Genomic DNA, 22,709 nt, shown 5'->3' on the forward strand with positions numbered 1-22,709 from the left:
CCGCACATTCCGTGCAGGGCGGTTGGAATATTATTCTTCGTCTTCGTCGAGATCGGAAACATCGAGCGGCTCCACGTCCGACGGATCGTCGGAACCGAAGTCGAACCCGCCGGACATGAGGGAATCGAAAAGATCGTCTTCACTCAGTTCGGAAAGCGGACGTTCGGCATTCGTCGTCAAGCGCACATCCAGGCCGAGAGCCTGCATTTCCTTAATCAGCACGTTGAACGATTCCGGAGTACCGGCTTCCAGCGAATTGTCGCCCTTGACGATGGATTCGTAGATGCGGGTACGGCCCTGAACGTCGTCGGACTTCACCGTAAGGAGTTCCTGCAGCGTATAGGCTGCACCGTAAGCTTCGAGAGCCCACACTTCCATTTCCCCGAAACGCTGGCCGCCGTGCTGGGCCTTGCCGCCGAGAGGCTGCTGCGTCACAAGGCTGTACGTGCCGACGGCGCGTGCGTGAACCTTGTCTGCCACCAAGTGGTTCAACTTGAGCATGTAGATGTAGCCGACCACTACCGGGTGATGGAAAGGCTCGCCCGTGAGGCCGTCGATCAGGCGGCTCTTACCGGCTACAGAGCCGTCCTTGCCGTCGCCGATCCACGTGAAACCGTCCACCTTCTTCGCCTGGGACATGTAATCCCAGATCTGCTGTTCGGCGATACCGTCGAACACCGGGGTGGCCACCTTGAAGCCGAGAGCCTTCGCAGCCACGCCGAGGTGGGTCTCAAGCACCTGCCCCACATTCATTCGGGAGGGCACGCCCAGAGGATTCAAAATGATATCCACCGGAGTACCGTCATCCAGGAACGGCATATCCGCTACCGGAAGCACGCGGGAGACAACACCCTTGTTACCGTGGCGGCCTGCCATCTTGTCACCGACGCCGAGCTTGCGCTTCGTCGCGATGTACACCTTCACTTCGCTCACCAATCCCGGATCGAGATCGCTGCCCGTCTCGATCTGCTCAAGCGTGCGGTCGCGTTCTTCGTCGAGATCCTGGAAGCGGGAATCGAACGAATTGATAATGTCGAAAATCGTATTGCGGATCGGGCTAGGATCGATCTCGATCATGTCGTGGTTCAGCGCAAGCTTGCGAAGCAGAGTCTTCGTGATCTTGCGATTGGCAGGAATGATCGTCTCATTCGTACCGGCCTTCGTCACTTCCAACGGGATCTTTTCACCCAGAAGAATATCGGAAAGCTTGCTCGTCAACTGTTCGATGAGGGCGTCCGTCTTCTTCTTGTGCTCTTCGTTGACCTTCTTGAGCTGCTTGCGCAGTTCATTGTCCACGTCCACATTGTCGCCGCCCGGAGCATTGCTGCAAACCACGCGGACATCCATCACGATACCCGTACAGCCCGGAGGCACGCGGAGGGAAGTATCCTTCACGTCGGCAGCCTTCTCGCCGAAAATGGCACGCAGGAGGCGTTCTTCGGGAGCAAGTTCCGTTTCGGACTTGGGAGTGATCTTGCCCACGAGAATATCGCCGGGCTTCACTTCGGCGCCGATGCGAATCACACCGTCGGAACCGAGATTCTTGAGAGCTTCATCGCCCACGCCGGGAATGTCGCGTGTGATTTCTTCCGCACCGAGCTTCGTATCGCGGGCAATCACTTCGAACTCTTCGATGTGGATCGAGGTGAAAGCGTCCTGCTGCACGAGGCGTTCGGAAATGATGATGGCGTCTTCGAAGTTGTAGCCGTTCCAGGGCATGAAAGCCACCAGCACGTTACGGCCGAGAGCGAGTTCGCCGCCGTCGGTATTCGGGCCGTCGGCGATCACATCGCCTGCCTGAATGGACTGGCCGCGTTCGACGATCGGACGCTGGTTGATGCAGGTACCCGCATTCGAGCGCATGAACTTGCGGAGAACGTAAACGTAGATACCCTTCTCGCGATCCGTCGTAATGGCTTCCGGATTGGAGAGGAACTCCTGCGTCGAAACGGGAAGCTCGCCATCGGGAGTCGTCACGATATACTCAGCGGAAGCGGCGGCCACGATGCCCGGAGCTTCGGCCAGCACGACCGAGCGGGAATCGCGGGCGGCCTTGCCTTCGAGACCCGTGCCCACAAGCGGAGCATCGGCAACCATCAACGGCACGCCCTGGCGCTGCATGTTCGAACCCATGAGTGCGCGGTTGGCGTCGTCATGCTCAAGGAAAGGAATAAGACCGGCGGCAATCGAAACAAGCTGCTTCGGCGACACGTCCATGTAATGAACGCTCATCGGATCCACTTCAAGGAACTCCCCGCGCTCACGGGCGGTCACGCGGTGGGATGTAAAGCGGCCCTTCTCGTCGATGGGATTGTTCGCCTGGGCGATCAGGAAGTTTTCTTCCATATCCGCCGTCAGGTAATCCACTTCCTTGCTCACCACGCCATCCTTCACGCGGCGGAACGGAGTTTCGATAAATCCGAACTCGTTGATGCGGGCATAGGTGCAAAGAGAGTTGATCAAACCGATATTGGGGCCTTCCGGCGTTTCAATCGGACAGATACGGCCATAATGGGAGGGATGAACGTCGCGCACTTCGAAACCGGCGCGGTCACGATTCAAACCGCCCGGCCCGAGGGCGGAAAGACGGCGCTTGTGCGTCAGCTCGGCCAGAGGATTGATCTGGTCCATGAACTGGCTCAGCTGGGAACGGCCGAAGAAATCGCGCACCACGGCGCTCAGAGCCTTCGGATTGATCAGCTTGCTCGGCGTAATATCGTTGCGCGTCGCATCGCACAGAGTCATACGTTCCTTCACGAGGCGTTCCGTACGGGCGAAGCCCACGCGGCACTGGTTCGACATCAATTCGCCCACGGCTCGCACGCGGCGGCTGCCGAGATGGTCGATATCGTCGATGATGCCTTCGCCGTTCTTCAGGCGCAGCAAATACTTCAGAGCTTCGAGGAAGTCCGAAGACTGGATCAGGCGGCTGTCGAGAGACGTCGTCAAGCCAAGCTTCTGGTTGATCTTGTAGCGGCCCACGCGAGTCAGGTCGTACTTCTTCTCGTCCTTGAACAGACGATCCAGCTGAGTGCTGGCCTGCTGCACGGAAGTCGGATCGCCGGGGCGGAACTTCTTGTAAATCTCCTTCAGAGCGGATTCACGGTCACGTGCCGGATCCTTCTTCAGCGTTCTGATCAGCACTTCTTCTTCGCGCTGGTCGATCACGTCGATTTCTTCGATGCCCAGATCCATCATCTTCTGGACGGTCGCCATATTGAGCGGCTCGTAAGCCTTGGCCACAACGATCGCCTTCTTCTTGCTGTCGCCGTCTTCTCCGTCGCCGTGCGTCACGTTTTCGAAGGGCACGAGATACTCAAGCTCTTCGCCCGTCACATCGGCCAGAGTCAGCTTCTGAATGGTATAGAACTGTTCGACGATCTGGCGGTCGGTTTCGTAGCCGAGATAGCGGAGGAATGTCGTCGAAAGGAACTTGCGGCGGCGGCGGCGGCGGTCGAGGAACACGTACATCAGATCGTTCGTGTCGAACTGAACTTCAAGCCAGGAACCGCGGTCGGGAATAATGCGGAAGGAATACAGCTCCTTGCCGTTGCTGTGCTTGCTCTTTTCGAAACAGATACCCGGCGAACGGTGCAGCTGGGCCACGATCACGCGTTCGGCGCCGTTGATCACGAACGTACCGCGTTCCGTCATCATGGGAACTTCGCCCATGTACACATCCTCTTCGGCCGTGTAATCGCCGCAAACAAGCTTGAACTTCACCACGAGAGACGCGCTGAACGTTTCACCGCTGCGGATGGCGGCGAAATCGGACATTTTGGGAGGAGAAATCTCGTAGGAAACGAACTCCAGCCGAATCGTGCCATCGTAGCTCTCGATCGGGAAATGTTCGCTCAAAACGGCCTGCAAACCGATTTTCTGACGATCTTCAGGCTTCGTGAACTGCTGTAGAAAGTCAGCATAGGATTGAAGTTGGATCTCAATCAAATTGGGCGGATCAATGACTTCCTTGATATTGCCGAAATTAAGTCGCTCTTGCTTGGGCTTTAACATGTGCTGGCGGAGATGGTGAGTGGTACATCCTTGGCCCGGATGCAGGGCATTTTTTTGCTCGGTAAAACCGACCGGAACTCATCGTATGAGACGATGCTCTCCGGTCGATCCTCCAAGGACGCGTTTTTCGATACGCGCAAGCAGGAGGAGACTACATCTCCTCCTGCTATACCGGGAAAAGCAAGCGACTTACTTGACTTCCACCTTGGCGCCGGCTTCTTCAAGCTTGGCCTTGGCAGCAGCGGCATCGTCCTTGGAAACGCCTTCCAGCACGGCGGCGGGAGCGGATTCAACAAGCTTCTTGGCGTCAGCGAGACCGAGACCGGCCTTCACTTCGCGCACCGCCTTAATCACGGCGATCTTGTTGGAACCGGCGTCAGCGATGACGACGTCGAATTCGGTCTTTTCTTCAGCGGCTTCCGCGGGAGCGGCAGCGCCAGCAGCGGCTACGGGAGCAGCGGCGGAAACGCCCCAGGCTTCTTCGAGACGCTTTACGAGATCAGCAGCTTCGAGGATCGTAAGCTTGCCCAGTTCTTCTACGAGTTGATTAATATCAGCCATTTTAGTATTGTATGTTTAGGTTCTTGTCGCGTTCGGGGGCATCCCGAACATTTCAGTTCTCCGGCCGGAGGCCCGACAGAGGACCGTTTGATATCGGGCGGCGGACAGATGGGAATCAGGCCGCCGCCTTCTGTTCAAATTGTTTATTCTGCAGATTCTGCAGGAGCTTCGCCCTGCTTGTCGACGTATGCCTGGATGACACGTGCCAGTGCGGAACCGGCTGCGTTGATCGTACCAAGCAACTTCGCAAGAAGTGCTTCGCGGGGAGGAAGATCGCCGATCGCCTGGATTTCGGAAGCGCTGAGAACAGCACCGTCCAGAATAGCAACCTTGTAGGCAGCCTTCTTCGAAGCCTTGGCGAAGGTATTGACCACCTTGGCGGCGGCGCACACATCGCTGTTGCCCGTGATGAAGGCCGTCTGGCCGTTGAGGTGTTCGCCGATGTCCGGAAGACCGGCTTCGGACAGAGCCGTACGCATGAAGTTGTTCTTGGCGACATGGCAGGAAGCGCCACAGTCGGACAAGGAAGCACGCATGCCAGTAAACTCAGGAACAGTAATGCCCGTGTAGTCGATGACGATCAGGAACGGAGAATTGTTCACGCGTTCGAACAAACCGTCGATAATGATACGCTTGTCAGGATTCATTTTCGTGTATTCTGTGCTTGAGTTTAGAGCTTGGCGATTTCCGCCTGGCTGACGCTAAGGCCGGGGCACATGGCGCAGGCGATGGTGGCGGCTTCGATATAGGCGCCCTTGGCGGCTGCCGGACGTGCTTTCACGACGGAGTCGATCAAAGCGCGGGCATTTTCCACAATCTGCTCGTCCGAGAAGGAGAGCTTACCGATAGCGGCGGAGACATTGGCGCTCTTGTCAACCTTGAAGTCGACACGACCGGCCTTGACTTCCTTCACGGCCTTGGCAGGATCTTCCGTCACCGTACCCGTCTTCGGGTTCGGCATGAGGCCGCGCGGACCGAGGATACGGGCGAGCTTGCGAACTTCTGCCATGGCGTCAGGAGTTGCAATAGCGGAGTCGAAATCGACATAACCGCCCTGTACCTTCTTGATCAGGTCTTCGAAACCTACTTCGTCGGCACCGGCTTCGAGAGCTGCGGCGGCCGCTTCGCCCTGGGCGAAAACGACGACGCGGACGTTCTTACCCGTACCGTGAGGAAGAGCGACGCTGCCGCGAACCATCTGGTCGGACTTGCGGGGATCCACCGTCAGGTGGAAGGACAGTGTGACCGTGGGGTCGAACTTGGGAGCCGGGAAACTCTTCATGGTTTCCACAGCTTCAGTGAGGCCATAGCTCTTACCGGGGGTAACAAGCTTGGCTGCTTCTTGATAGCGCTTGCTGCGTTTTTTGGACATATGATATTTGCAGTTCGTTCGGGGTTGATTGATGATTCCCTCCTGCGAGAGTTTCTTTAGTAGCCTTCTACTTCGATACCCATCTGGCGGGCCTGGCCTGCAAGAATGCGGGCGGCGCGTTCCGGATCCTTCGTGTTGAGGTCGGGCATCTTGGCGGCAACCACTTCCATAAGCTTGGCCTTGGAAAGGGTAGCGACCTTCTTCTTGTTCGGTTCACCGGAGCCGGAAGCAATGCCGGCAGCCTTCTTGAGAAGGTTGGCGCCCGGGGGCTGCTTGGTGATGAACGAGAAGGACTTGTCCTTGTAGACGGTGATCACGACGGGAAGGACGTCGCCGGCCTGCTTCTGCGTGGCGGCGTTGAACTCCTTACAGAACGCCATAATGTTCACACCGGCCTGACCAAGGGCAGGACCGACGGGCGGCGACGGATTGGCGGCGCCTGCAGCGATTTGCAGTTTGATGATTTTTGTTACTTCTTTTGCCATGGTATTATTATTTTAGCTGGGAAGGGAGACGATTTTCGCACGCCGAACCGGAGTGCGAAAAAGGAAATTAGTTGGCGTTCCGAGCCCGCTCGAGGTCTTCGAGTTCATCGGGCGTCAGCAGAGCCACCTGCGAGTAGTCCAGATCCACGGGCGTCGTGCGTCCGAAGATTTCAACGCCCACACGTACCTTGCCGTGGTCGGCATCGACTTCTTCGATCTTGCCGTTCTGGCCCTGGAAAGCACCGTCGAGCACCTTGACGAAATCACCCACTTCGAAGCTGACCTTCGGACGGGCGATATCTTTGCAGGCTTCCACCTGGGCGAGAAGATCGGCCACCTGGCTGGCACGCATCGGATGGGGTTCGCGGCGTCCGCTGGCGAAGCTGATGACACCGTCGACTGCGAGAATCTTGTACCAGGCGTCATTGTTCAGGGAACCGTCTTCATTGCGGAGAGCCATGTTGATGTAAACATAGCCCGGGAAAAGTTTGCGTTCCACAACGTACTTCTTGCCGTTACGGACATCCTCGACCTTTTCGGTCGGCACGAGGGTTTGGAAAATAAGGGAACTCAGTTCCTGTTCCTTGACGAGGCGTGCGATGTTTTCAACGACGCGACGCTCCTTGCCTGAAAGCACATGAAGAGCGTACCACTGCTCCTGAGGAGCCGGAACGGTGTGATTGACGGAGGTGCGGGTTTGGCGATCGGAAATGCGGGACATGGAGGTCAATCGGAAAAGTTTAGCTCAGGCCGGTAATCGTCCCATTGACAATAGCGGCAAGAATGAGATCGAAAAGGGAGACGTACGCCCCCAGAAGCACCATCGCAATCAAAACGACGATAGTGGAGCCCGACAGTTCACGATATTTGCGGAAGCCGCGCACTTTGGGATCGCTTTCCCACGGCCATGAGCACTTCTTCAATTCACTCTTGATCTCGGTGATATACTGGGAAATTCTGCGGAACATGCTATCGTACTGAAGGAGGAGATTGAAAAAAGAGAAGACTGGCAGGGTAGGAGGGGCTCGAACCCACAACTTGCGGTTTTGGAGACCGCTGCTCTACCAATTGAACTACTACCCTAGATACTTCTCTGTCTTGTTTTGATCTTCAGGGGATACCTGCCTTGATGGCAGGCACCCCCCTATGACCAAGGGCGCAATTGCTTGCAACCCGTGTTTAAAGATTAGGCGAGGATTTCGCTCACGCGACCGGCGCCAACGGTACGACCACCTTCGCGGATAGCGAACTTCATGGTCTTTTCCATAGCAATCGGGGTGATGAGCTCAACAGTCACCGTCACATTGTCGCCCGGCATCACCATTTCGGTGCCTTCGGGGAGCGTCACGCAGCCAGTCACGTCCGTCGTGCGGAAGTAGAACTGCGGGCGATAGTTGTTGAAGAACGGGGTGTGGCGGCCGCCTTCTTCCTTGGAAAGAACGTACACTTCAGCAGTGAACTTGGTGTGCGGCTTCACGGAACCCGGCTTCACGATCACCTGACCGCGTTCGACTTCTTCCTTCTTGATACCGCGAAGGAGGAGACCGACATTGTCACCGGCCTGGCCTTGATCGAGGAGCTTGCGGAACATTTCGATGTCCGTAACGGAAGTTTTGGCGGTCGGACGGATACCGACGATTTCGACTTCTTCCATCTTCTTGACGATACCGCGTTCGATACGACCGGTAGCAACGGTGCCACGGCCGGAGATCGAGAACACGTCTTCAACCGGGAGAAGGAAGGGCTGATCGATCGGACGTTCAGGAGCAGGGATGTATGCGTCAACGGCGTCCATGAGGTCGAGGATAGCCTGTTCGGCATCGGCGTCGCCTTCAAGAGCCTTGACAGCGGAACCCTTGACGATCGGAATGTCGTCGCCCGGGAAGTCGTAGGAGGAAAGAAGTTCGCGAATTTCCATTTCCACGAGCTCGGCAAGTTCGGGGTCAGCAAGGTCCATCTTGTTCATGAACACAACGATGTAGGGAACACCCACCTGACGAGCAAGAAGGATGTGTTCGCGGGTCTGCGGCATGGGGCCGTCAGCAGCGGAAACAACGAGAATAGCGCCGTCCATCTGGGCAGCACCCGTGATCATATTCTTCACATAGTCGGCGTGACCGGGGCAGTCGACGTGTGCATAGTGACGATTGTCGGTTTCGTATTCGACGTGGGCGGTGGAAATGGTAATACCGCGCTCGCGTTCTTCGGGAGCACCGTCGATTTCGTCATACTTCTTCTGCTCGGCGTAACCTTTCTTCGCAAGCACGGAAGTGATTGCAGCTGTAAGAGAAGTTTTGCCGTGGTCAACGTGACCGATCGTACCCACGTTCACGTGGGTCTTATTGCGCTGGAATTGCTCTTTGGCCATATTCTTGATTGGGTTGGGCTGCTTAATCTTTCGTGAAGCATGGAGCTTCTGGCGGGAATTGAACCCGCGACCTCATCCTTACCAAGGATGCGCTCTACCCCTGAGCTACAGAAGCATCACTTCGATTAATCGTCCGCACTTGGACGTAAGCGGCGGCTAATGTACATACTTTTACCTCCGGCGTCAATGATAAAGTCGTCTTTTTCATCAAAATTTCTCACTTTCTCATGAACAAATCACCCAACATTCTATATTTAAGCAATTTATAAAATTCGTCATGTTTACCGCTCCACGCTTGCACGAATTCCGTTTCCGTGGAATACTGCCTCCATGCCGCTGATCTATACTCAGGAACCGCTGCCCTCCCCTTCGTCCGGCAAGGCTGTCCCATCGTGCATCACCGTCTTCATCGGAGGCTTCGGAGACTGGCTGACTGGAGCTTTTTTCAAAACCATGCAGCGCGTTTCCTTTCCGGAGAATCCGGAGACCGAATGGCGGGCCTATTACCATTGGGACGGCGGGAGCCTCGGCATGCTGCACGACGGATGCTCGCGCATTCTGCATGATCTTTCCGCCTGTTCCGAAAGCCACCCCGATGCCGCGCTGCTCCTCTGCGGGCACAGCTACGGAGCCTCGGCGGCCATGCACATCCTCCGCCAGCTCCCGTTCCGGCGCGACAACGTTCTTCTGCTCACGCTCGATGCGGTCAGCCGACGCCAGCCCTCCCACCGCGCAGGCGGCATCAGGCACTGGATCAACTGCCACCTGACAGGCCCATTCACGCCGATCGACACCATTCCCCGCATCGGCGGCCGATGGGGGCATTGCGGCGATGCGGATATGAACCTCACATTCGACTCTTCCGCCATCGCTTCAGACGGACATCGTTACGCGCACAACCGCCCCCTGCCCTTCCTGACCGATGCGTCCCACGGCTCGCCGGGAGCGCTGGCAGCCATGCAAAAAATCGTGCGTTCCCTGTCCGTATAACTGTTTATGAATCACATTGACATCACAGCTCCGGCCAGCTAGGATGGTCTCCTATGAACAAGAAACTGATACCGCTCATTCTGGCCGCAGCCATGGCCCTGCCCGCCATGGCCGATCCGGAAGACCATGTCCGCAAGAACCCGTCCGGCGGCTACCAGTGCGCCGGGAAGGCATGGGAAGACGTGGAAACCATCGTGGCCGAATCCGCCAAAGGAGAACCCGTAGCCATGTACGTCCATGCCGTCCTCCTCGACGAAGGTGACGGCGGATTGAAGGAAGACGAAGCCCAGGCTGAAAAGCTGTTCGCCCAGGCCGCCGAAGGCTTGCAGAAACTGGCTGATGCCGGAGATGCCGCCGCGATGATCCTGCTGGCCGAACTTTACGATGAAGGTGCAGGCGTACGGGAAGACGACCGCAAGGCCGACAAGCTCCGCGCCGATGCACGCCGTATCCAGCCCGCGAAGAAATAGAAAAACGGCATTTCTTCCTTTCAGGCTTCTTGGCAAGACAGCTGAGAAGCCTTTTTTCTGCATGGCAATCAGCTCTCCCCTCGCAATTCCCGAATCTTGTCGCGGAGAACGGCGGCCAACTCGAAATCAAGCCGGGACGATGCCTCCTTCATCTCCTTCTCCAGCTTGCGCACGGCCCCTTCCACATCTTCTCCGGATTCGCCGGCCATCAAATCCCCATACTCGTCCTCATCATCGGGCGTGTAAAGCCTCAGAGGCTCCTGCACGGGGCGATTCACGGTATGAGGCACAATACCGTGCGCCTCATTGTAGGCTTGTTGAATGCTGCGCCGGTAATCCGACAATTCCAGCAGTCGGCGGATGGATTCCGTCACCACATCGCAAAACAGCACGCATTCTCCGTGCTCATGGCGTGCCGCACGGCCGGCCGTCTGCACAAGCGATGTTTCATTACGCAAAAACCCTTCCTTGTCCGCATCCAGAATGCACACCAGGGACACTTCCGGCAGGTCGAGCCCCTCGCGCAGCAGATTGATGCCGACGAGAATATCCACCTTGCCGCTGCGCAGGGAGCGCAATATCTCCACACGCTCGATCGCATCCACATCCGCATGGATATATTCCACCTTCAGCCCGACGTTGCGGAGATAATCGGACAAATCCTCCGCCGTCTTCTTCGTCAGCGTCGTCACCAGCACGCGCTCACCCTTCGCCACGCGGTCGTGGCAAAGCTCGATCGTCGCGTCGATCTGCCCTTCGAGCGGCTTCAGCGTAATCTTCGGCTCCAGCAGCCCCGTCGGACGAATGATCTGCTCCACGATCAGCGGTGAACCGAGCCGTTCGGGATGAAAATCCTCCACCGGAGCCGTTGACGGGTTCGGTTCCACGCGAATATCGCGCAACGACTGGTAAAACACCCCTCGGAAATCCTCGGGAGGAGCCTCGCCTTTGCGCTTCGCCTTGCGGATGGGAATATAGCCTCCCTTATTATCTCCGCGGCAATTCACCAGCTCAAAGGCGCCGGGAGTCGCCGATGCATAAATAATCTGGCTCTGCCGCTCCATGAACTCGTCGAACTTCAGCGGACGGTTGTCCAGCGCGCTCGGCAGACGGAACCCGTGATCGACCAGATTCTGCTTGCGACTGCGATCTCCTTCGTACATCCCGCCGATCTGCGGCACAGTCGCATGGCTCTCGTCGATAATCGTCAAATGATCCTTCGGAAAATAATCCATCAGCGTCGAAGGCGCACTTCCCACCGCCCTGCCGGACAAATGGCGGGAATAATTCTCGATCCCCTTACAGAACCCCAGCTCGTGAATCAGCTCCAAATCGTAATCCGTCCGCATCTTCAACCGTTGCGCCTCGATCAGCTTATTGTGCGATTCCAGCCAAGCCACGCGCTCCTTCAGCTCCTGCCGGATCGCATCCATCGCGGGCAAACGCTTCTCGACCGGAGAAACATACTGCTTCACCGGGAAAAACAAATAGGAATCCAGCCGCTCGCGCACCTTCCCCGTCTGCGCGTCTGTCAGGGAAATGCGATCAACCTCATCGCCGAAAAACTCAATGCGGATCGCCTCGCCGTCGCTCTGCGCCGGATACACCTCCACCACATCGCCGCGTACGCGAAACCTCCCGCGCTGAAACTCGAAATCATTGCGCTCGAACAACAGCTCCACCAGATGCCGCAACAGCGAATCGCGATCCATCAGATCGCCCTGCTTCACCGTCAGGCACAACTCCTTGTAATCCTCCGGCGCGCCGAGGCCGTAAATGCAGGATACGGAAGCCACCACAATCACATCCCGGCGAAGCAACAGCGAGCGCATCGCATTCAGGCACAGGCGGTCGATCTCGTCATTGATGGCGGAATCCTTCTCAATATAGGTATCCGTACTGGCGATATAGGCCTCCGGCTGATAATAATCGAAATACGAAACGAAATACTCCACTGCATTATGCGGAAAAAACGCCTTCAACTCGGAATACAGCTGTGCTGCCAGAGTCTTATTGTGGGAAAGAAGCAGCACGGGCCGATCCTGCCTTGCGATGATATTCGCCAGCGTAAAAGTCTTGCCGCTCCCCGTCACGCCCAGCAGGCACTGATGCTTGTTGCCCCTGTCCAGAGACTTCAGAAGCTTGGCAATGGCCTGCCCCTGGTCGCCGGAAGGAGCAAAGGGAGATTCGAGGCGGAAGATCATAACGTGATTGACAAAACGCAGGGAACAAGGCACCCTAATCGCCATGTACATCCCTACGCAGGAAGAAAGATACTCCAAAAAGTCGACGGCGACGCTTCTTCTTTGCGTCATCGCGCCGAGTGCAGTCGTCCTCGGCCTGATGGGCGGCACCGACCTCATGCTCCTGCTGACCGCCTTCATCCAGCCTCTCGCATTCCTGATCTCCCTGTGCGGCCTCTCCAACACCATGGGCATCATCATCTCCTCTCTGGTTCAGGCCATCCTCTTCTTCATGCTGGCACGCGCCAAAAAGCTCTCGCCCAAAAGGCGCCTCACCATTGCCATCGTCTGGGGCATGAGCATGGCTCTGGCGTTGAAAATCAGCCTCATCTTTGTCCAATACCTCGGCGCATTGGAATCGGCCCAATAGAATAAATTTCATAAGATATTCAGAAAAAGCCGATTATTAAAAAAAGCTCGCCATGGCGTCCTTTTTTTAATAAAGTTCCTGCTGTGATACGCATGCAGACCATCATCCGCGATTTCATCCAATCGCGCCGTTTCATCTTCTGCGCAGCTCTGTTCCTCATGCTGGGCCACCTGCCGGCACAGGAACCCGCCGCCACACCAGCGCCCGCCGCTCCCCAGTCGGCTGCCGCTCCCGCAGAAAACCGTGAACAACCGGTCGCAACACCGACAACACTCTCGTCCGATGCCGCCGGACAAGCCTCCGCAGAAGACACCAAAACGGCCAACATCCACATTCACCACGCCAAGCCCAAATACACCCATGAACAAACGGGCACAGGCGACCAGTACAGTGCCTTTCCCAGGCCACTGAACCAGTACCACGACTCCAACCTGCCGCTGATCGAAAAACTGGTCAACCGCGTACGCATGGAGCCGTTCAACCTGGCCGTCACCCTCATCTTCTTCGGAGCCGTCCTGCATACCTTCCTTGCCGGCAAATTCCAGCGCTATTCCCACGAACTGGCCCGGCGGCACAAAGCCAAACTCGCCGCCTCCGGTTTCCGGCTCGAACACCCCGAACAGCGCATCCCCGTCTCCTTCAAATCCTCCATCTTCCACTTCCTCGGGGAAATCGAAGTCGTCTTCGGCATCTGGATCATCCCCTTCGCCTTCGTCTGCCACGAATTCTACAGCTTTCAGGACCTCAAACTCTACATCGACCACGACTGCTCCTTCACGGAACCCCTCTTCGTGGCCGTCATCATGATCATCGCCTCCTCGCGCCCGATCTACCGCCTTGCGGAAAACACCCTGAAACTCGGAGCCAGCCTCGGCAAAGGCTCCCCGGCTGCATGGTGGCTCTCCGTCATCTGCCTGGCTCCGCTCCTCGGCTCCTTCATCACGGAACCCGCAGCCATGACCCTCGCCGCCATCCTGCTGGCGAAGAAATTCTACCAGCTCAAGCCCAGCAAGCCCCTCATGTACGCCACGCTGGCCCTTCTCTTCGTCAACATCTCCATCGGCGGCACCCTCTCCAGCTTTGCCGCACCGCCCATCGTCATGGTCGCCGAAAAATGGGGTTGGGGCATGGCCCACATGATCCAGCACTTCGGCTGGAAATCCCTCTGCGCCATCCTCATCTCCAACATCGTTTACTTCTTCATCTTCCGCAAGGAATTCAAACGGCTGCACCAGGTCCAGCGTGAAAACAGCGCCTTCGACGATGCCACCCCCACCTCATGGGAAGACCGTCAGGACGTCATCCCCATCTGGGTCTACATCATCAGCCTCTTCTTCCTCGCATGGACCGTCTACTTCGCCCATAGCCCGGCCATCTTCATCGGAGGCTTCATGTTCTTCATCGGCTTCACCATCGCCACCCCTCAGTACCAGAACGAATTCTCCATCAAGGTACCCATGCTCGTCGCCTTCTTCCTGGCAGGCCTCGTCATCCTCGGCGGCACGCAGGGCTGGTGGCTCGAACCCCTCCTGCAAAGCCTCGGCGACAGCGCCACCATGGCCGGAGCAACCATCCTCACGGCATTCAACGACAACGCAGCCGTCACCTACCTCGCCTCTACCGTACCCGATCTGACGGACAACATCAAATACTCTGTCGTCGCAGGCGCAGTCACCGGGGGCGGCCTCACCGTCATCGCCAACGCGCCCAACCCGGCGGGCCAGGCCATCCTCGGCAAATTCTTCAAAGGCATCAACCCCGTCTGGCTCTTCCTCTGGGCCCTCTTCCCGACTGCCATCGTCTACATCTTCTTCACGGCCTTCGGCCATTGACCTCTCATGTTTACCGGACTCGTAGAATGCACAGGGCGCATCGCCTCCATGATTCCCATTGCGGAAGGCGCTCGCTACACGCTTGAAATACCCTTCGCCGCCGAACTCTCCCTCGGCGACTCCGTTGCCGTCAACGGCTGCTGCCTCACGGTGGACGCCATCGACAACAACCGGGTATCTTTCGACCTCCTCACCCAGACCATGCGCGTCACCTCCCTCGGCACCCTGCACGAAGGAAACATCGTCAATCTGGAACGGGCCATGAAAAACTCCGACCGCCTCGGCGGCCACTTCGTCATGGGGCATGTGGACGCCTGCGGAGAAATAGTCGCCGTCGAACCCGTCGGGCAGGACCACAAAATCACCGTCCGCATTCCGGAAGCATACACCCGCTACTGCATCGACAAAGGCTCCATCGCCATCGACGGAATCTCTCTCACCATCGCCTCCATCAGAGGCAGCATCCTTGAATTCTGGATCACCCCGCACACCTTCGCCCGCACCAACCTCTGCAAGGCTCAGCCCGGCACCGTCGTCGACATCGAAGTGGACATGCTCGCGAAATACATGGAAAAACTCTTCGCCGCACGGACGGAAGCCTGACGGCACGCGTCCTCCCATCCACCGTGAACACCACCCTCTCATGGCTCGCTCTGGCTCCCTGCATCGGCATCAGCCAGCTTCCGGCAGCCGATGAATACGCCTTCACCCTCTACGACACCGCCCGCAGCAGGCAAATCCCCGTCGCCATCTACAGCCCCGAATCCGGCAGCATCCGCGGAATCGTCATCTTCAACCACGGCTACGACCGAAACAAAGGCGGCTCCTACCGCGCCTACTCCTACCTCACTCGCACGCTGGCGCAACAAGGCTACTACGTCCTCAGCATCCAGCACGAACTCCCCGGAGACGACCTCCTTGCCATGAGCGGCGACCTCTACCGCGAACGCATGCCCAACTGGCAGCGAGGCGTCGGCAACATCCTCCACGTACACGGCACCATCCGCAAGCTCCGCCCTGACCTCCCCTGGCACAACACCATCCTCATCGGGCATTCCAACGGGGGAGACACCTCCCAGCTCGCCGCCGCCACGCACCCCGGACTTGCACGAACCGTCATCACCCTCGACCACCTCCGCCACCCCATCCCGCGCACATCCGCTCCGCGCATCCACACCCTGCGTGCCTCGAATACCGAGGCCGACCCCGGAGTCATCCCCACGGAAGAAGAGCTGACCCGGCACCGCATCGGGCTCATCCGGCTGGAAAACATGAACCACGGAGACATGGACGACAAAGGCACACCCGAACAGCATCGGCGCATCTGCCGCGAAGTACTCGGCATCCTCTCCGAGACACACCCGGACACCTGAAACGCGCTGCCGAAAAGAACTGCGCCTGCGCTCTTCCGAAAACACACCTCCAATATTCCGTAATTAGGCTTGACAGGGAGGGGGTGCCTTGTGATAGAAATGAGAACTATGCAATCCCAGAACTCTCCCCATTCGGAACCCGTCGTACCGAAGCAGTACATCGTTCCGTTCCTCCTGCTGGTTTCGTGCTTTGCTCTGTGGGGACTCGTCAACGCCATGGCGGAAGCCCTCGTTCCTGCCTTCCAAAGCGTCTTCCCCGAGTTGACCAACATGAGCAAGGCCATGTCGCTGACGGCGCATTACGGCGCCTATGCCTTCCTCGCCATCCCCGCATCCATCATCGTTAAACGATACTCCTACAAAGCCGGCGTATTGCTTGGCCTCGGCGTCTTCGCCATCGGCGTTCTGGGATACATTCCGTCCACAATCTTCCACAGCTACGATCTCTGCCTGTCATCCATCTTCATCTATGCCAGCGGATGCTCCATCCTCGAAACGAGCTGCAACCCCTACGTCCTCTCCATGGGCTCTCAGGAAACGGCAGTCCGCCGTTTGAACTTCGCTCAGGCCTTCAACCCCGTCGGTTGCCTTATCGGCCTTGTCATCGGCAAATTCATCATCTTCGCCAACTTCATCGAACCGACGGTGGCACAACCCCTGACGGATGCACAACAATCCAGCAACATGCAATGGCTGGCGACCCCATACGTCATTCTGGCGCTCGTCGCCATCGCCATGTGGCTCATCATCTTCTTCCGCAAAATGCCCGAAGGCTCAGGTGCAGACAAGAGCGATGCCCACGATCCCAGCCAATCCTTCACGGCAACCCTGAAACGCCTGATGAGCCTCCCCCGCTACTACTGGGGCGTCATCACCCAATTCTTCTACGTAGGCCTCCAGACCATGGCATGGGCGTACATCGTCGACTACGCCGTCAGAACCGTCCAAATCGACCAGGCTTCCGGCATGAGCTACTACATCTACGCCATGGTATGCTTCATCGTCATGCGCATCATCTGCACGGCCCTGATGAAAAAATACAACCCGGCCAACATGATGTCCCTGCTCGCCGTGATCGGCATCTTCCTCTGCCTCGGCGCCATCTACCTGCCCGGATGGAGCGGCCTCATCTGCGTCATCGCCATCTCCGCCTGCCTCTCCCTGATGTTCCCGACCATCTACGGCATCGCCCTGCGAGGCCTCGGCCCCGATGCCAAACTCGGAGCGGCCGGCCTCATCATGTCCATCCTCGGCGGAGCTGCCGTCCCCCCCATCTTTGCGGCGAACCTCGACCACGACTTCCTCTCATGGACCACCATGGGCCTCTTCCCGGAAGCCGAAGCCATCGTCCGCTCCTCCTACTACATCCTCGCCGCATGCCTTGTCATCGTACTGGTCTATGGCATCCGCTTCCGCAACACCCATGTCACCCCTGAAGACGAAGAAGAAAACCCCTTCGTCGTTGAAGCCACGGGAGAACTTCCCTCCGGCGGCAAACAATAACCTTCCCATCATAGAAGAAAAATCATCATGAAAACGACACTCCCCACCATCGGCATACGTCCGACCATCGACGGCCGCCGCCTCGGCGTCCGCGAATCGCTCGAAGAACAAACGATGAACATGGCCAAACGAGCCGCTGCGCTCATTGAAGCCAACATCCGCCATGCTTCCGGCGAACCCGTCAAATGCATCATCGCCGACACCTGCATCGGCGGACCTGCCGAAACCGCCGCCTGTGCCGACAAATTCAAGGCCAACAACGTAGGCGTCTCCCTCTCCGTCACACCCTGCTGGTGCTACGGCAGCGAAACCTTCGACATGGACCCCTTCATGCCGAAAGCCATCTGGGGCTTCAACGGAACCGAACGCCCCGGCGCCGTCTACCTCGCCGCCGCCCTCGCCGGACTCAACCAGAAAGGCTTCCCCGCATTCTCCATCTACGGCAAAGACGTACAGGACGCGGGTGACACCTCCATCCCCGCCGACGTCGAAGAAAAAATCCTTCGCTTCTGCCGCGCCGGCCTCGCCGTCGCCACACTTCGCGGCAAGGGATACCTCTCCATCGGCGGATGCTCCATGGGCATCGCCGGCTCCATCGTCGACCAATCCTTCTGGGAAACCTACCTCGGCATGCGCGTACAGGCCATCGACATGACCGAAGTCCGCCGCCGCATGGACCAGAAAATCTACGACGAAGAAGAATTCAAGCTCGCCATGCAATGGGCCGACGCCGAATTCAAATTCGCCGACGACCGCAACCGCGCCGACCTCAAGCTCGACGAAGCAGGCCGCCGCAAAACCTTTGAAGAAAGCGTCCTCATGGCCATGATCTTCCGCGACATGATGCAGGGCAACCCGAAACTCGTCGCCAAAGACCGCGCCGAAGAAGCCATGGGCTACCAGGCCATCGCAGGCGGCTTCCAGGGCCAGCGCCACTGGACCGACTTCTACCCGAACGGCGACATCGCGGAATCCCTCCTCAACTCCACCTTCGACTGGAACGGCCCGCGCGCACCCATGCCCTTCGCCACGGAAAACGACTCCCTCAACGGAGCCTGCCTCCTCTTCGGCTACCTCCTCACCGGGCAGGCCAACGTCTTCGCCGACGTCCGCACCTACTGGAGCCCCGATGCCGTCAAACGCGTCACCGGCTACACCCTCGAAGGCCATGCCAAAGACGGCATCATCCACCTCATCAACTCCGGTTCGGCCGCTCTCGACGGCTGCCTCGCCTGCACCGACAAGGATGGCAAGCCCGTCATGAAAAAGCACTGGGACGTCACGAAGGAAGATGCCAAGAAAATGATCGACCAGGCCACATGGTGCCCGGCCAACCGCGAATACTTCCGCGGCGGCGGCTACTCCCTGCGCTACGCATCCAAGGGCGGCGCTCCGCTCACCATGACGCGCCTCAACATCGTCAAAGGCCTCGGCCCCGTCCTCATCGTCGCCGAAGGCTGGAGCGTCGAACTCCCCGCCGAAGTCCACAAGACCCTCGACGAACGTACCGATCCGGGTTGGCCGACCACATGGTTCGCTCCGCGCCTCACCGGCAAGGGTGCCTTCACGGACGTCTACAACGTCATGGCCAACATGGGCGCCAACCACGGAGCCTTCACCTACGGCCACATCGGTGCGGACATCCTCACCATGGCCTCCATGCTCCGCATCCCCGTCTACGCCCACAACGTAGCCGACGGCGAAGTCTACCGTCCGACCGCATGGGGCCTCCACGGCACCACGGATCTCGAAGGCGCCGACTTCCGCGCCTGCCAGAACTACGGCCCGCTGTACGGCAAATATTGAATCAACTAACTATTAAATAGCCACAGATTACGCAGATACGCACAGATTGGTAATAAGCATGGAAAAATGAACGCATCCCGGTTCCAGCAAGGAACTCATCCTTTCGGTCTCGATACGTTCTTCCCTTTTCCGGTTTCCGTCCCGTCTGTGCCAATCTGTGAAATCTGTGGCTTTTTCCTTCCCTACCATGCTTGTTCTTTGTCTTGACTGCGGCGCGACCAATGTACGCGCCATGATCGTCGACGACCGCGGCCGGATCGTCGGCAAAGCCTCCCAGCCCAATTCCACCAAACCCGGCGACGAAAATCCCGGCTACCATATGTGGGACGCCGACCGCATCCTTGCCCAGCTCTCCGCATGCGCACGCGAAGCCCTTGCAACCGTCGATGCCTCACAGGTCAAAGCCGTCACCATCACCACCTTCGGCGTGGACGGTGCGCTCGTCGATGAAAAAGGCAGCCTCCTCTACCCCGTCATCTCGTGGAAATGCCCACGCACGGCGGAAATCATGAAACGCATCGGAGACTACATCCCCCAGGACAAACTGAACGCCCTCTCCGGCGTTGGGGAATTCGCCTTCAACACCATCTACAAACTCGTCTGGCTCAAGGAAAACCGCCCGGAACTCCTCGACCGGGCCCACGCATGGCTCTTCATCTCGAACATCCTCGCCCATCGCCTCACCGGAGTCATGGCCACCGACCGCACCATGGCCGGCACCTCCCAGCTCACCGACCTGCGCACGGGCAACTTCTCCGATGAAATTCTTCAGGCCATCGGCGTACGCAAAGAACTCTTCCCGCCCATCGTCAACGCAGGAAAAACCATCGGCGCCCTCACGCCGGAAGCCGCCGCCAACCTCGGCCTCCCCGCCTCCGGCATACCCGTCGTCTCCACCGGCCACGACACCCAGTTCGCCGTCTTCGGCTCCGGAGCCGAAAAAAACCAGCCCGTCCTCTCCTCCGGCACATGGGAAATCCTCATGGTACGCGCCGAAAAAGCCGACCTCGGCGCAGCCGACTACGCCGCCGGAGCCACAGCCGAATACGACAGCGACCCCGCCCTTCTCAACCCCGGCCTCCAGTGGATCGCCTCCGGCATCATCGAATGGGTAAAATCCACCTGCTACCAGGGAGCCAACTACGACACCATGGATGAAGAAGCCGCAGCCATCGCCCCCGGCTCGCACGGCGTCCGCCTCATCCCCAACTTCCTGCCATCCGACCCCATGCCCGGCTCCATAGAAGGCCTCATCCTCGGGCGCACCCGCGGCCACATCTACCGCGCCGCCATGGAAGCCCTCACCTACCGCCTGAAAACCCGCCTCGCACGCCTCGAATCCGTCGGCGGCTTCAAGGCGGCAAGCCTCCTCCTCGTCGGAGGCGGAGCCCGCAACAAAATCTGGACTCAAATGCGAGCAGACGTTCTCGGCATGCCCATCCTCGTCTCCAAAGTCTCGGAAAGCACCGTCCTCGGCGCATCCATGTTCGCCTTCAGCGGAGCTGGCATCTACCCCTCTCCCGAAGCGGCACGCACCGCCTTCGGCATCGAATACGACACCTACCTCCCCGGCGCACAGCAGGCGGACTACGCAACCCTCGCCGCCTCCATGCACGACGCATAACCTCGCGGCAACAGCATGCCGGGCGAATGTCGCAACAAAACAATCGTCATCCGACCGCAAACATGCTACACTGCCGTCGTCTTACACCACCACATCATCATTATGTCTGAAGACTGGTCCATCAAACCGCCGCTTCCCGATTATGTTTTCCCGTGGGAAAACCATGATCCGAAAACTCCCGAAGAAGTCGAAGCCTTCTTCCATTCTCCTGAAATCGTCGTCATCAAGGAACGCATGTGCGACATGGGCCGCCGCCTGTGGCAGCGCGCCTATGTGGACGGCAACGGCGGCAACATCTCCGTACGCGTTGCCAAAAACCTCGTCCTCTGCTCTCCGACCCTCTGCTCCAAAGGCTACATGAAGGTAGAAGACATCTGCCTCGTGGACATGGAAGGCCGCCAGAAGGCAGGCTACCGCCCCTCCACCAGCGAAGTCAAAACCCACATCGCCATGATGCGCGAAGTCGGTGTCAACTCCTGCATCCACGCCCATCCGCCGTGCTGCAACGCCTTCCTCTTCGCAGGCGCAGTTCCCCCATCCGGCATCAACCCCGAAGCGGACATCTTCCTCGGCCACATCGCGCTGGCTCCCTACGGCACCCCCGGCTCTCCGGAAACCGCCAAAGCCGTCGCCGAAGCCTCCCGCCAGTCCACCGTCGTCTTCATGGAAAACCACGGAGTCATCACCGGTGCGCGGCACGTCGAAGAAGCCTACTGGTTCATGGAAAATGCCGATGCCTACTGCCGCATGGTTCTCCTTGCCGGACTCCACAAGGCACCGCTCAATCAGGTACCCGAAGACGGCGTCGAAGACTTCCTCGCCATCCGTAAAGCCCTCGGCTACACCGTACCGGAAGGCCAGCCCCTGTACAACATGAGCGAATACGCCGGTTATACGCTGGGCCGCCCCAGCAAAAAGTAAACCGAAGCTATTCGCAACATCTTGCAACTTCAGGCAGCGGCCTTTCCGGTCGCTGCCTTTTCATTGCATTCATCTCGCTTCCGCAAATACAACAGGCACCAAGGGAAGAACTCATTGTAACTTCCGAGGAGAATCTTCCACCATAAAACAATAACCGCGCACGCGCTCGCCGGCCCATTCATGAAAATTCTCCCGCACGGCATACCCGCGATCGGGCGCCGTAAAATACAGGGACCACTCCGTACCGAAATATCCGGGCGGCCCGGGAATCATCGCCGCGGTCGGGATATACTCGAAAACAACACCCTTGCGCCCTCCATCCTTCCTGCCATAGGTCATCGAACGAGTCCAATCCTGCCCGTCGTTCATGCGGTGCGTCTCCTTCACATCGTCTCCGGACGAGAAATCCAGAATCAAGGCCGATTCCAAACCCCAACGGTATTTCCAAGGACTCCATACCGACCAGCCATCGCGAGAGCGATCCCCCAATTGCGGCTGTTTATTCCACGAAACCTCCGGGCGTTCCCCCTCGCGAATCACGACTCTCTTCCCCGCCAGGCTTTTCGGAGCCTTGACGGTCCGCGACGATACATCGGGGCAAACGAACGGCTCGCGCATCTCTACCATCCTGGCCAACGAAAACTCCGGTTCCGGTTTCTCCGACTGGCACGCAACCGCAAACACCGCCGCGAATGAACCGGCGATTCTCATACATACATCTTTCATAGGGCTGTCTTTGTTGTCTGCCTTCCGATCCCGCTGATCAGGCTCCTGAAA

General features: G+C 58.3%; 20 protein-coding genes and 2 tRNA genes. 10 read left to right on the forward strand and 12 right to left on the reverse strand.

Annotated elements, in window-relative coordinates; genetic code table 11:
• Positions 1-30 precede the first annotated feature (30 nt).
• From rpoB to PYTT_RS02335, 10 genes are all read right to left on the reverse strand, one after another.
• Positions 31-4,014, reverse strand: a complete 3,984-nt coding sequence (gene rpoB, locus PYTT_RS02290) for a DNA-directed RNA polymerase subunit beta (RefSeq protein ID WP_067776313.1) — start codon at positions 4,012-4,014, stop codon at positions 31-33.
• A 189-nt stretch (positions 4,015-4,203) separates the two neighbouring features.
• Positions 4,204-4,575, reverse strand: coding sequence for a 50S ribosomal protein L7/L12 (gene rplL, locus PYTT_RS02295; RefSeq protein WP_067776315.1), 372 nt, complete (start codon positions 4,573-4,575; stop codon positions 4,204-4,206).
• A 143-nt stretch (positions 4,576-4,718) separates the two neighbouring features.
• Entirely contained in the window at positions 4,719-5,222 is a 504-nt protein-coding gene (gene rplJ / locus PYTT_RS02300; protein ID WP_067776320.1) for a 50S ribosomal protein L10, read from the reverse strand.
• Positions 5,223-5,245: 23 nt separating this feature from the next.
• A complete protein-coding gene (gene rplA / locus PYTT_RS02305; RefSeq protein WP_067776324.1) occupies positions 5,246-5,947 on the reverse strand; it encodes a 50S ribosomal protein L1 in 702 nt (233 codons plus the stop codon).
• A gap of 56 nt (positions 5,948-6,003) precedes the next feature.
• On the reverse strand, positions 6,004-6,432 hold the full coding sequence (gene rplK / locus PYTT_RS02310; RefSeq protein WP_067776329.1) for a 50S ribosomal protein L11: 429 nt from the start codon (positions 6,430-6,432) through the stop codon (positions 6,004-6,006).
• 67 nt (positions 6,433-6,499) lie between these two features.
• Entirely contained in the window at positions 6,500-7,153 is a 654-nt protein-coding gene (gene nusG / locus PYTT_RS02315) for a transcription termination/antitermination protein NusG (RefSeq protein WP_067776335.1), read from the reverse strand.
• Between the two features lie 19 nt (positions 7,154-7,172).
• Positions 7,173-7,400: a preprotein translocase subunit SecE gene (locus PYTT_RS02320; RefSeq protein WP_067776338.1), complete on the reverse strand. Its 228-nt coding sequence runs from the start codon at positions 7,398-7,400 to the stop codon at positions 7,173-7,175.
• Between the two features lie 39 nt (positions 7,401-7,439).
• A tRNA-Trp gene (locus PYTT_RS02325) sits at positions 7,440-7,515 on the reverse strand.
• A gap of 103 nt (positions 7,516-7,618) precedes the next feature.
• Positions 7,619-8,800: an elongation factor Tu gene (gene tuf, locus PYTT_RS02330; protein ID WP_067776340.1), complete on the reverse strand. Its 1,182-nt coding sequence runs from the start codon at positions 8,798-8,800 to the stop codon at positions 7,619-7,621.
• A 40-nt stretch (positions 8,801-8,840) separates the two neighbouring features.
• Positions 8,841-8,915: transfer RNA gene (locus PYTT_RS02335), tRNA-Thr, on the reverse strand.
• Positions 8,916-9,130: 215 nt separating this feature from the next.
• Between PYTT_RS02335 and PYTT_RS02340 the strand changes: the two genes are divergently transcribed.
• Positions 9,131-9,790, forward strand: a complete 660-nt coding sequence (locus PYTT_RS02340; protein ID WP_067776344.1) for an alpha/beta hydrolase family protein — start codon at positions 9,131-9,133, stop codon at positions 9,788-9,790.
• A 53-nt stretch (positions 9,791-9,843) separates the two neighbouring features.
• Positions 9,844-10,260: an SEL1-like repeat protein gene (locus PYTT_RS02345; protein ID WP_067776347.1), complete on the forward strand. Its 417-nt coding sequence runs from the start codon at positions 9,844-9,846 to the stop codon at positions 10,258-10,260.
• Between the two features lie 68 nt (positions 10,261-10,328).
• On the opposite strand, the gene PYTT_RS02350 is transcribed toward PYTT_RS02345, so the two are convergent.
• Positions 10,329-12,464 carry an excinuclease ABC subunit UvrB gene (locus tag PYTT_RS02350; RefSeq protein WP_067776349.1) on the reverse strand — a complete coding sequence of 712 codons (2,136 nt, stop codon included), beginning with the start codon at positions 12,462-12,464 and terminating at the stop codon, positions 10,329-10,331.
• A 43-nt stretch (positions 12,465-12,507) separates the two neighbouring features.
• On the opposite strand from PYTT_RS02350, the gene PYTT_RS02355 reads away from it, so the two are divergent.
• The 8 genes from PYTT_RS02355 (at position 12,508) to PYTT_RS02390 (ending at position 21,932) form a co-directional block, all read left to right on the forward strand.
• Entirely contained in the window at positions 12,508-12,873 is a 366-nt protein-coding gene (locus tag PYTT_RS02355; RefSeq protein WP_067776352.1) for a hypothetical protein, read from the forward strand.
• Positions 12,874-12,965: 92 nt separating this feature from the next.
• Positions 12,966-14,705, forward strand: a complete 1,740-nt coding sequence (locus PYTT_RS02360) for a putative Na+/H+ antiporter (protein WP_067776357.1) — start codon at positions 12,966-12,968, stop codon at positions 14,703-14,705.
• 6 nt (positions 14,706-14,711) lie between these two features.
• Positions 14,712-15,308, forward strand: a complete 597-nt coding sequence (locus PYTT_RS02365; RefSeq protein ID WP_067776359.1) for a riboflavin synthase — start codon at positions 14,712-14,714, stop codon at positions 15,306-15,308.
• A 23-nt stretch (positions 15,309-15,331) separates the two neighbouring features.
• On the forward strand, positions 15,332-16,078 hold the full coding sequence (locus PYTT_RS02370) for a serine aminopeptidase domain-containing protein (RefSeq protein WP_197677910.1): 747 nt from the start codon (positions 15,332-15,334) through the stop codon (positions 16,076-16,078).
• 108 nt (positions 16,079-16,186) lie between these two features.
• Positions 16,187-17,581: an L-fucose:H+ symporter permease gene (gene fucP / locus PYTT_RS02375; RefSeq protein WP_067776361.1), complete on the forward strand. Its 1,395-nt coding sequence runs from the start codon at positions 16,187-16,189 to the stop codon at positions 17,579-17,581.
• 27 nt (positions 17,582-17,608) lie between these two features.
• On the forward strand, positions 17,609-19,387 hold the full coding sequence (locus tag PYTT_RS02380) for an L-fucose isomerase (protein ID WP_067776364.1): 1,779 nt from the start codon (positions 17,609-17,611) through the stop codon (positions 19,385-19,387).
• Between the two features lie 187 nt (positions 19,388-19,574).
• On the forward strand, positions 19,575-21,011 hold the full coding sequence (fucK, locus tag PYTT_RS02385; protein ID WP_067776366.1) for an L-fuculokinase: 1,437 nt from the start codon (positions 19,575-19,577) through the stop codon (positions 21,009-21,011).
• A gap of 102 nt (positions 21,012-21,113) precedes the next feature.
• On the forward strand, positions 21,114-21,932 hold the full coding sequence (locus tag PYTT_RS02390) for a class II aldolase/adducin family protein (protein WP_067776592.1): 819 nt from the start codon (positions 21,114-21,116) through the stop codon (positions 21,930-21,932).
• A 111-nt stretch (positions 21,933-22,043) separates the two neighbouring features.
• On the opposite strand, the gene PYTT_RS02395 is transcribed toward PYTT_RS02390, so the two are convergent.
• A complete protein-coding gene (locus PYTT_RS02395) occupies positions 22,044-22,658 on the reverse strand; it encodes a hypothetical protein (protein ID WP_156850313.1) in 615 nt (204 codons plus the stop codon).
• Positions 22,659-22,709: the final 51 nt, after the last annotated feature.

It is taken from the genome of Neoakkermansia glycaniphila (assembly GCF_900097105.1).
GTDB classification, from domain to species: Bacteria; Verrucomicrobiota; Verrucomicrobiia; order Verrucomicrobiales; family Akkermansiaceae; genus Akkermansia; species Akkermansia glycaniphila.

Coding starts and splice junctions, on each gene's coding strand:
- fucK (WP_067776366.1), top strand. CDS start 19,575: ATGCTTGTTCTTTGTCTTGACTGCGGCGCGACCAATGTACGCGCCATG.
- rpoB (WP_067776313.1), bottom strand. CDS start 4,014: ATGTTAAAGCCCAAGCAAGAGCGACTTAATTTCGGCAATATCAAGGAA.
- rplA (WP_067776324.1), bottom strand. CDS start 5,947: ATGTCCAAAAAACGCAGCAAGCGCTATCAAGAAGCAGCCAAGCTTGTT.
- PYTT_RS02350 (WP_067776349.1), bottom strand. CDS start 12,464: ATGATCTTCCGCCTCGAATCTCCCTTTGCTCCTTCCGGCGACCAGGGG.
- rplJ (WP_067776320.1), bottom strand. CDS start 5,222: ATGAATCCTGACAAGCGTATCATTATCGACGGTTTGTTCGAACGCGTG.
- PYTT_RS02360 (WP_067776357.1), top strand. CDS start 12,966: ATGCAGACCATCATCCGCGATTTCATCCAATCGCGCCGTTTCATCTTC.
- PYTT_RS02395 (WP_156850313.1), bottom strand. CDS start 22,658: ATGAAAGATGTATGTATGAGAATCGCCGGTTCATTCGCGGCGGTGTTT.
- rplK (WP_067776329.1), bottom strand. CDS start 6,432: ATGGCAAAAGAAGTAACAAAAATCATCAAACTGCAAATCGCTGCAGGC.
- PYTT_RS02380 (WP_067776364.1), top strand. CDS start 17,609: ATGAAAACGACACTCCCCACCATCGGCATACGTCCGACCATCGACGGC.
- PYTT_RS02355 (WP_067776352.1), top strand. CDS start 12,508: ATGTACATCCCTACGCAGGAAGAAAGATACTCCAAAAAGTCGACGGCG.
- PYTT_RS02340 (WP_067776344.1), top strand. CDS start 9,131: ATGCCGCTGATCTATACTCAGGAACCGCTGCCCTCCCCTTCGTCCGGC.
- PYTT_RS02345 (WP_067776347.1), top strand. CDS start 9,844: ATGAACAAGAAACTGATACCGCTCATTCTGGCCGCAGCCATGGCCCTG.
- PYTT_RS02365 (WP_067776359.1), top strand. CDS start 14,712: ATGTTTACCGGACTCGTAGAATGCACAGGGCGCATCGCCTCCATGATT.
- PYTT_RS02320 (WP_067776338.1), bottom strand. CDS start 7,400: ATGTTCCGCAGAATTTCCCAGTATATCACCGAGATCAAGAGTGAATTG.
- tuf (WP_067776340.1), bottom strand. CDS start 8,800: ATGGCCAAAGAGCAATTCCAGCGCAATAAGACCCACGTGAACGTGGGT.
- rplL (WP_067776315.1), bottom strand. CDS start 4,575: ATGGCTGATATTAATCAACTCGTAGAAGAACTGGGCAAGCTTACGATC.
- nusG (WP_067776335.1), bottom strand. CDS start 7,153: ATGTCCCGCATTTCCGATCGCCAAACCCGCACCTCCGTCAATCACACC.
- fucP (WP_067776361.1), top strand. CDS start 16,187: ATGCAATCCCAGAACTCTCCCCATTCGGAACCCGTCGTACCGAAGCAG.
- PYTT_RS02390 (WP_067776592.1), top strand. CDS start 21,114: ATGTCTGAAGACTGGTCCATCAAACCGCCGCTTCCCGATTATGTTTTC.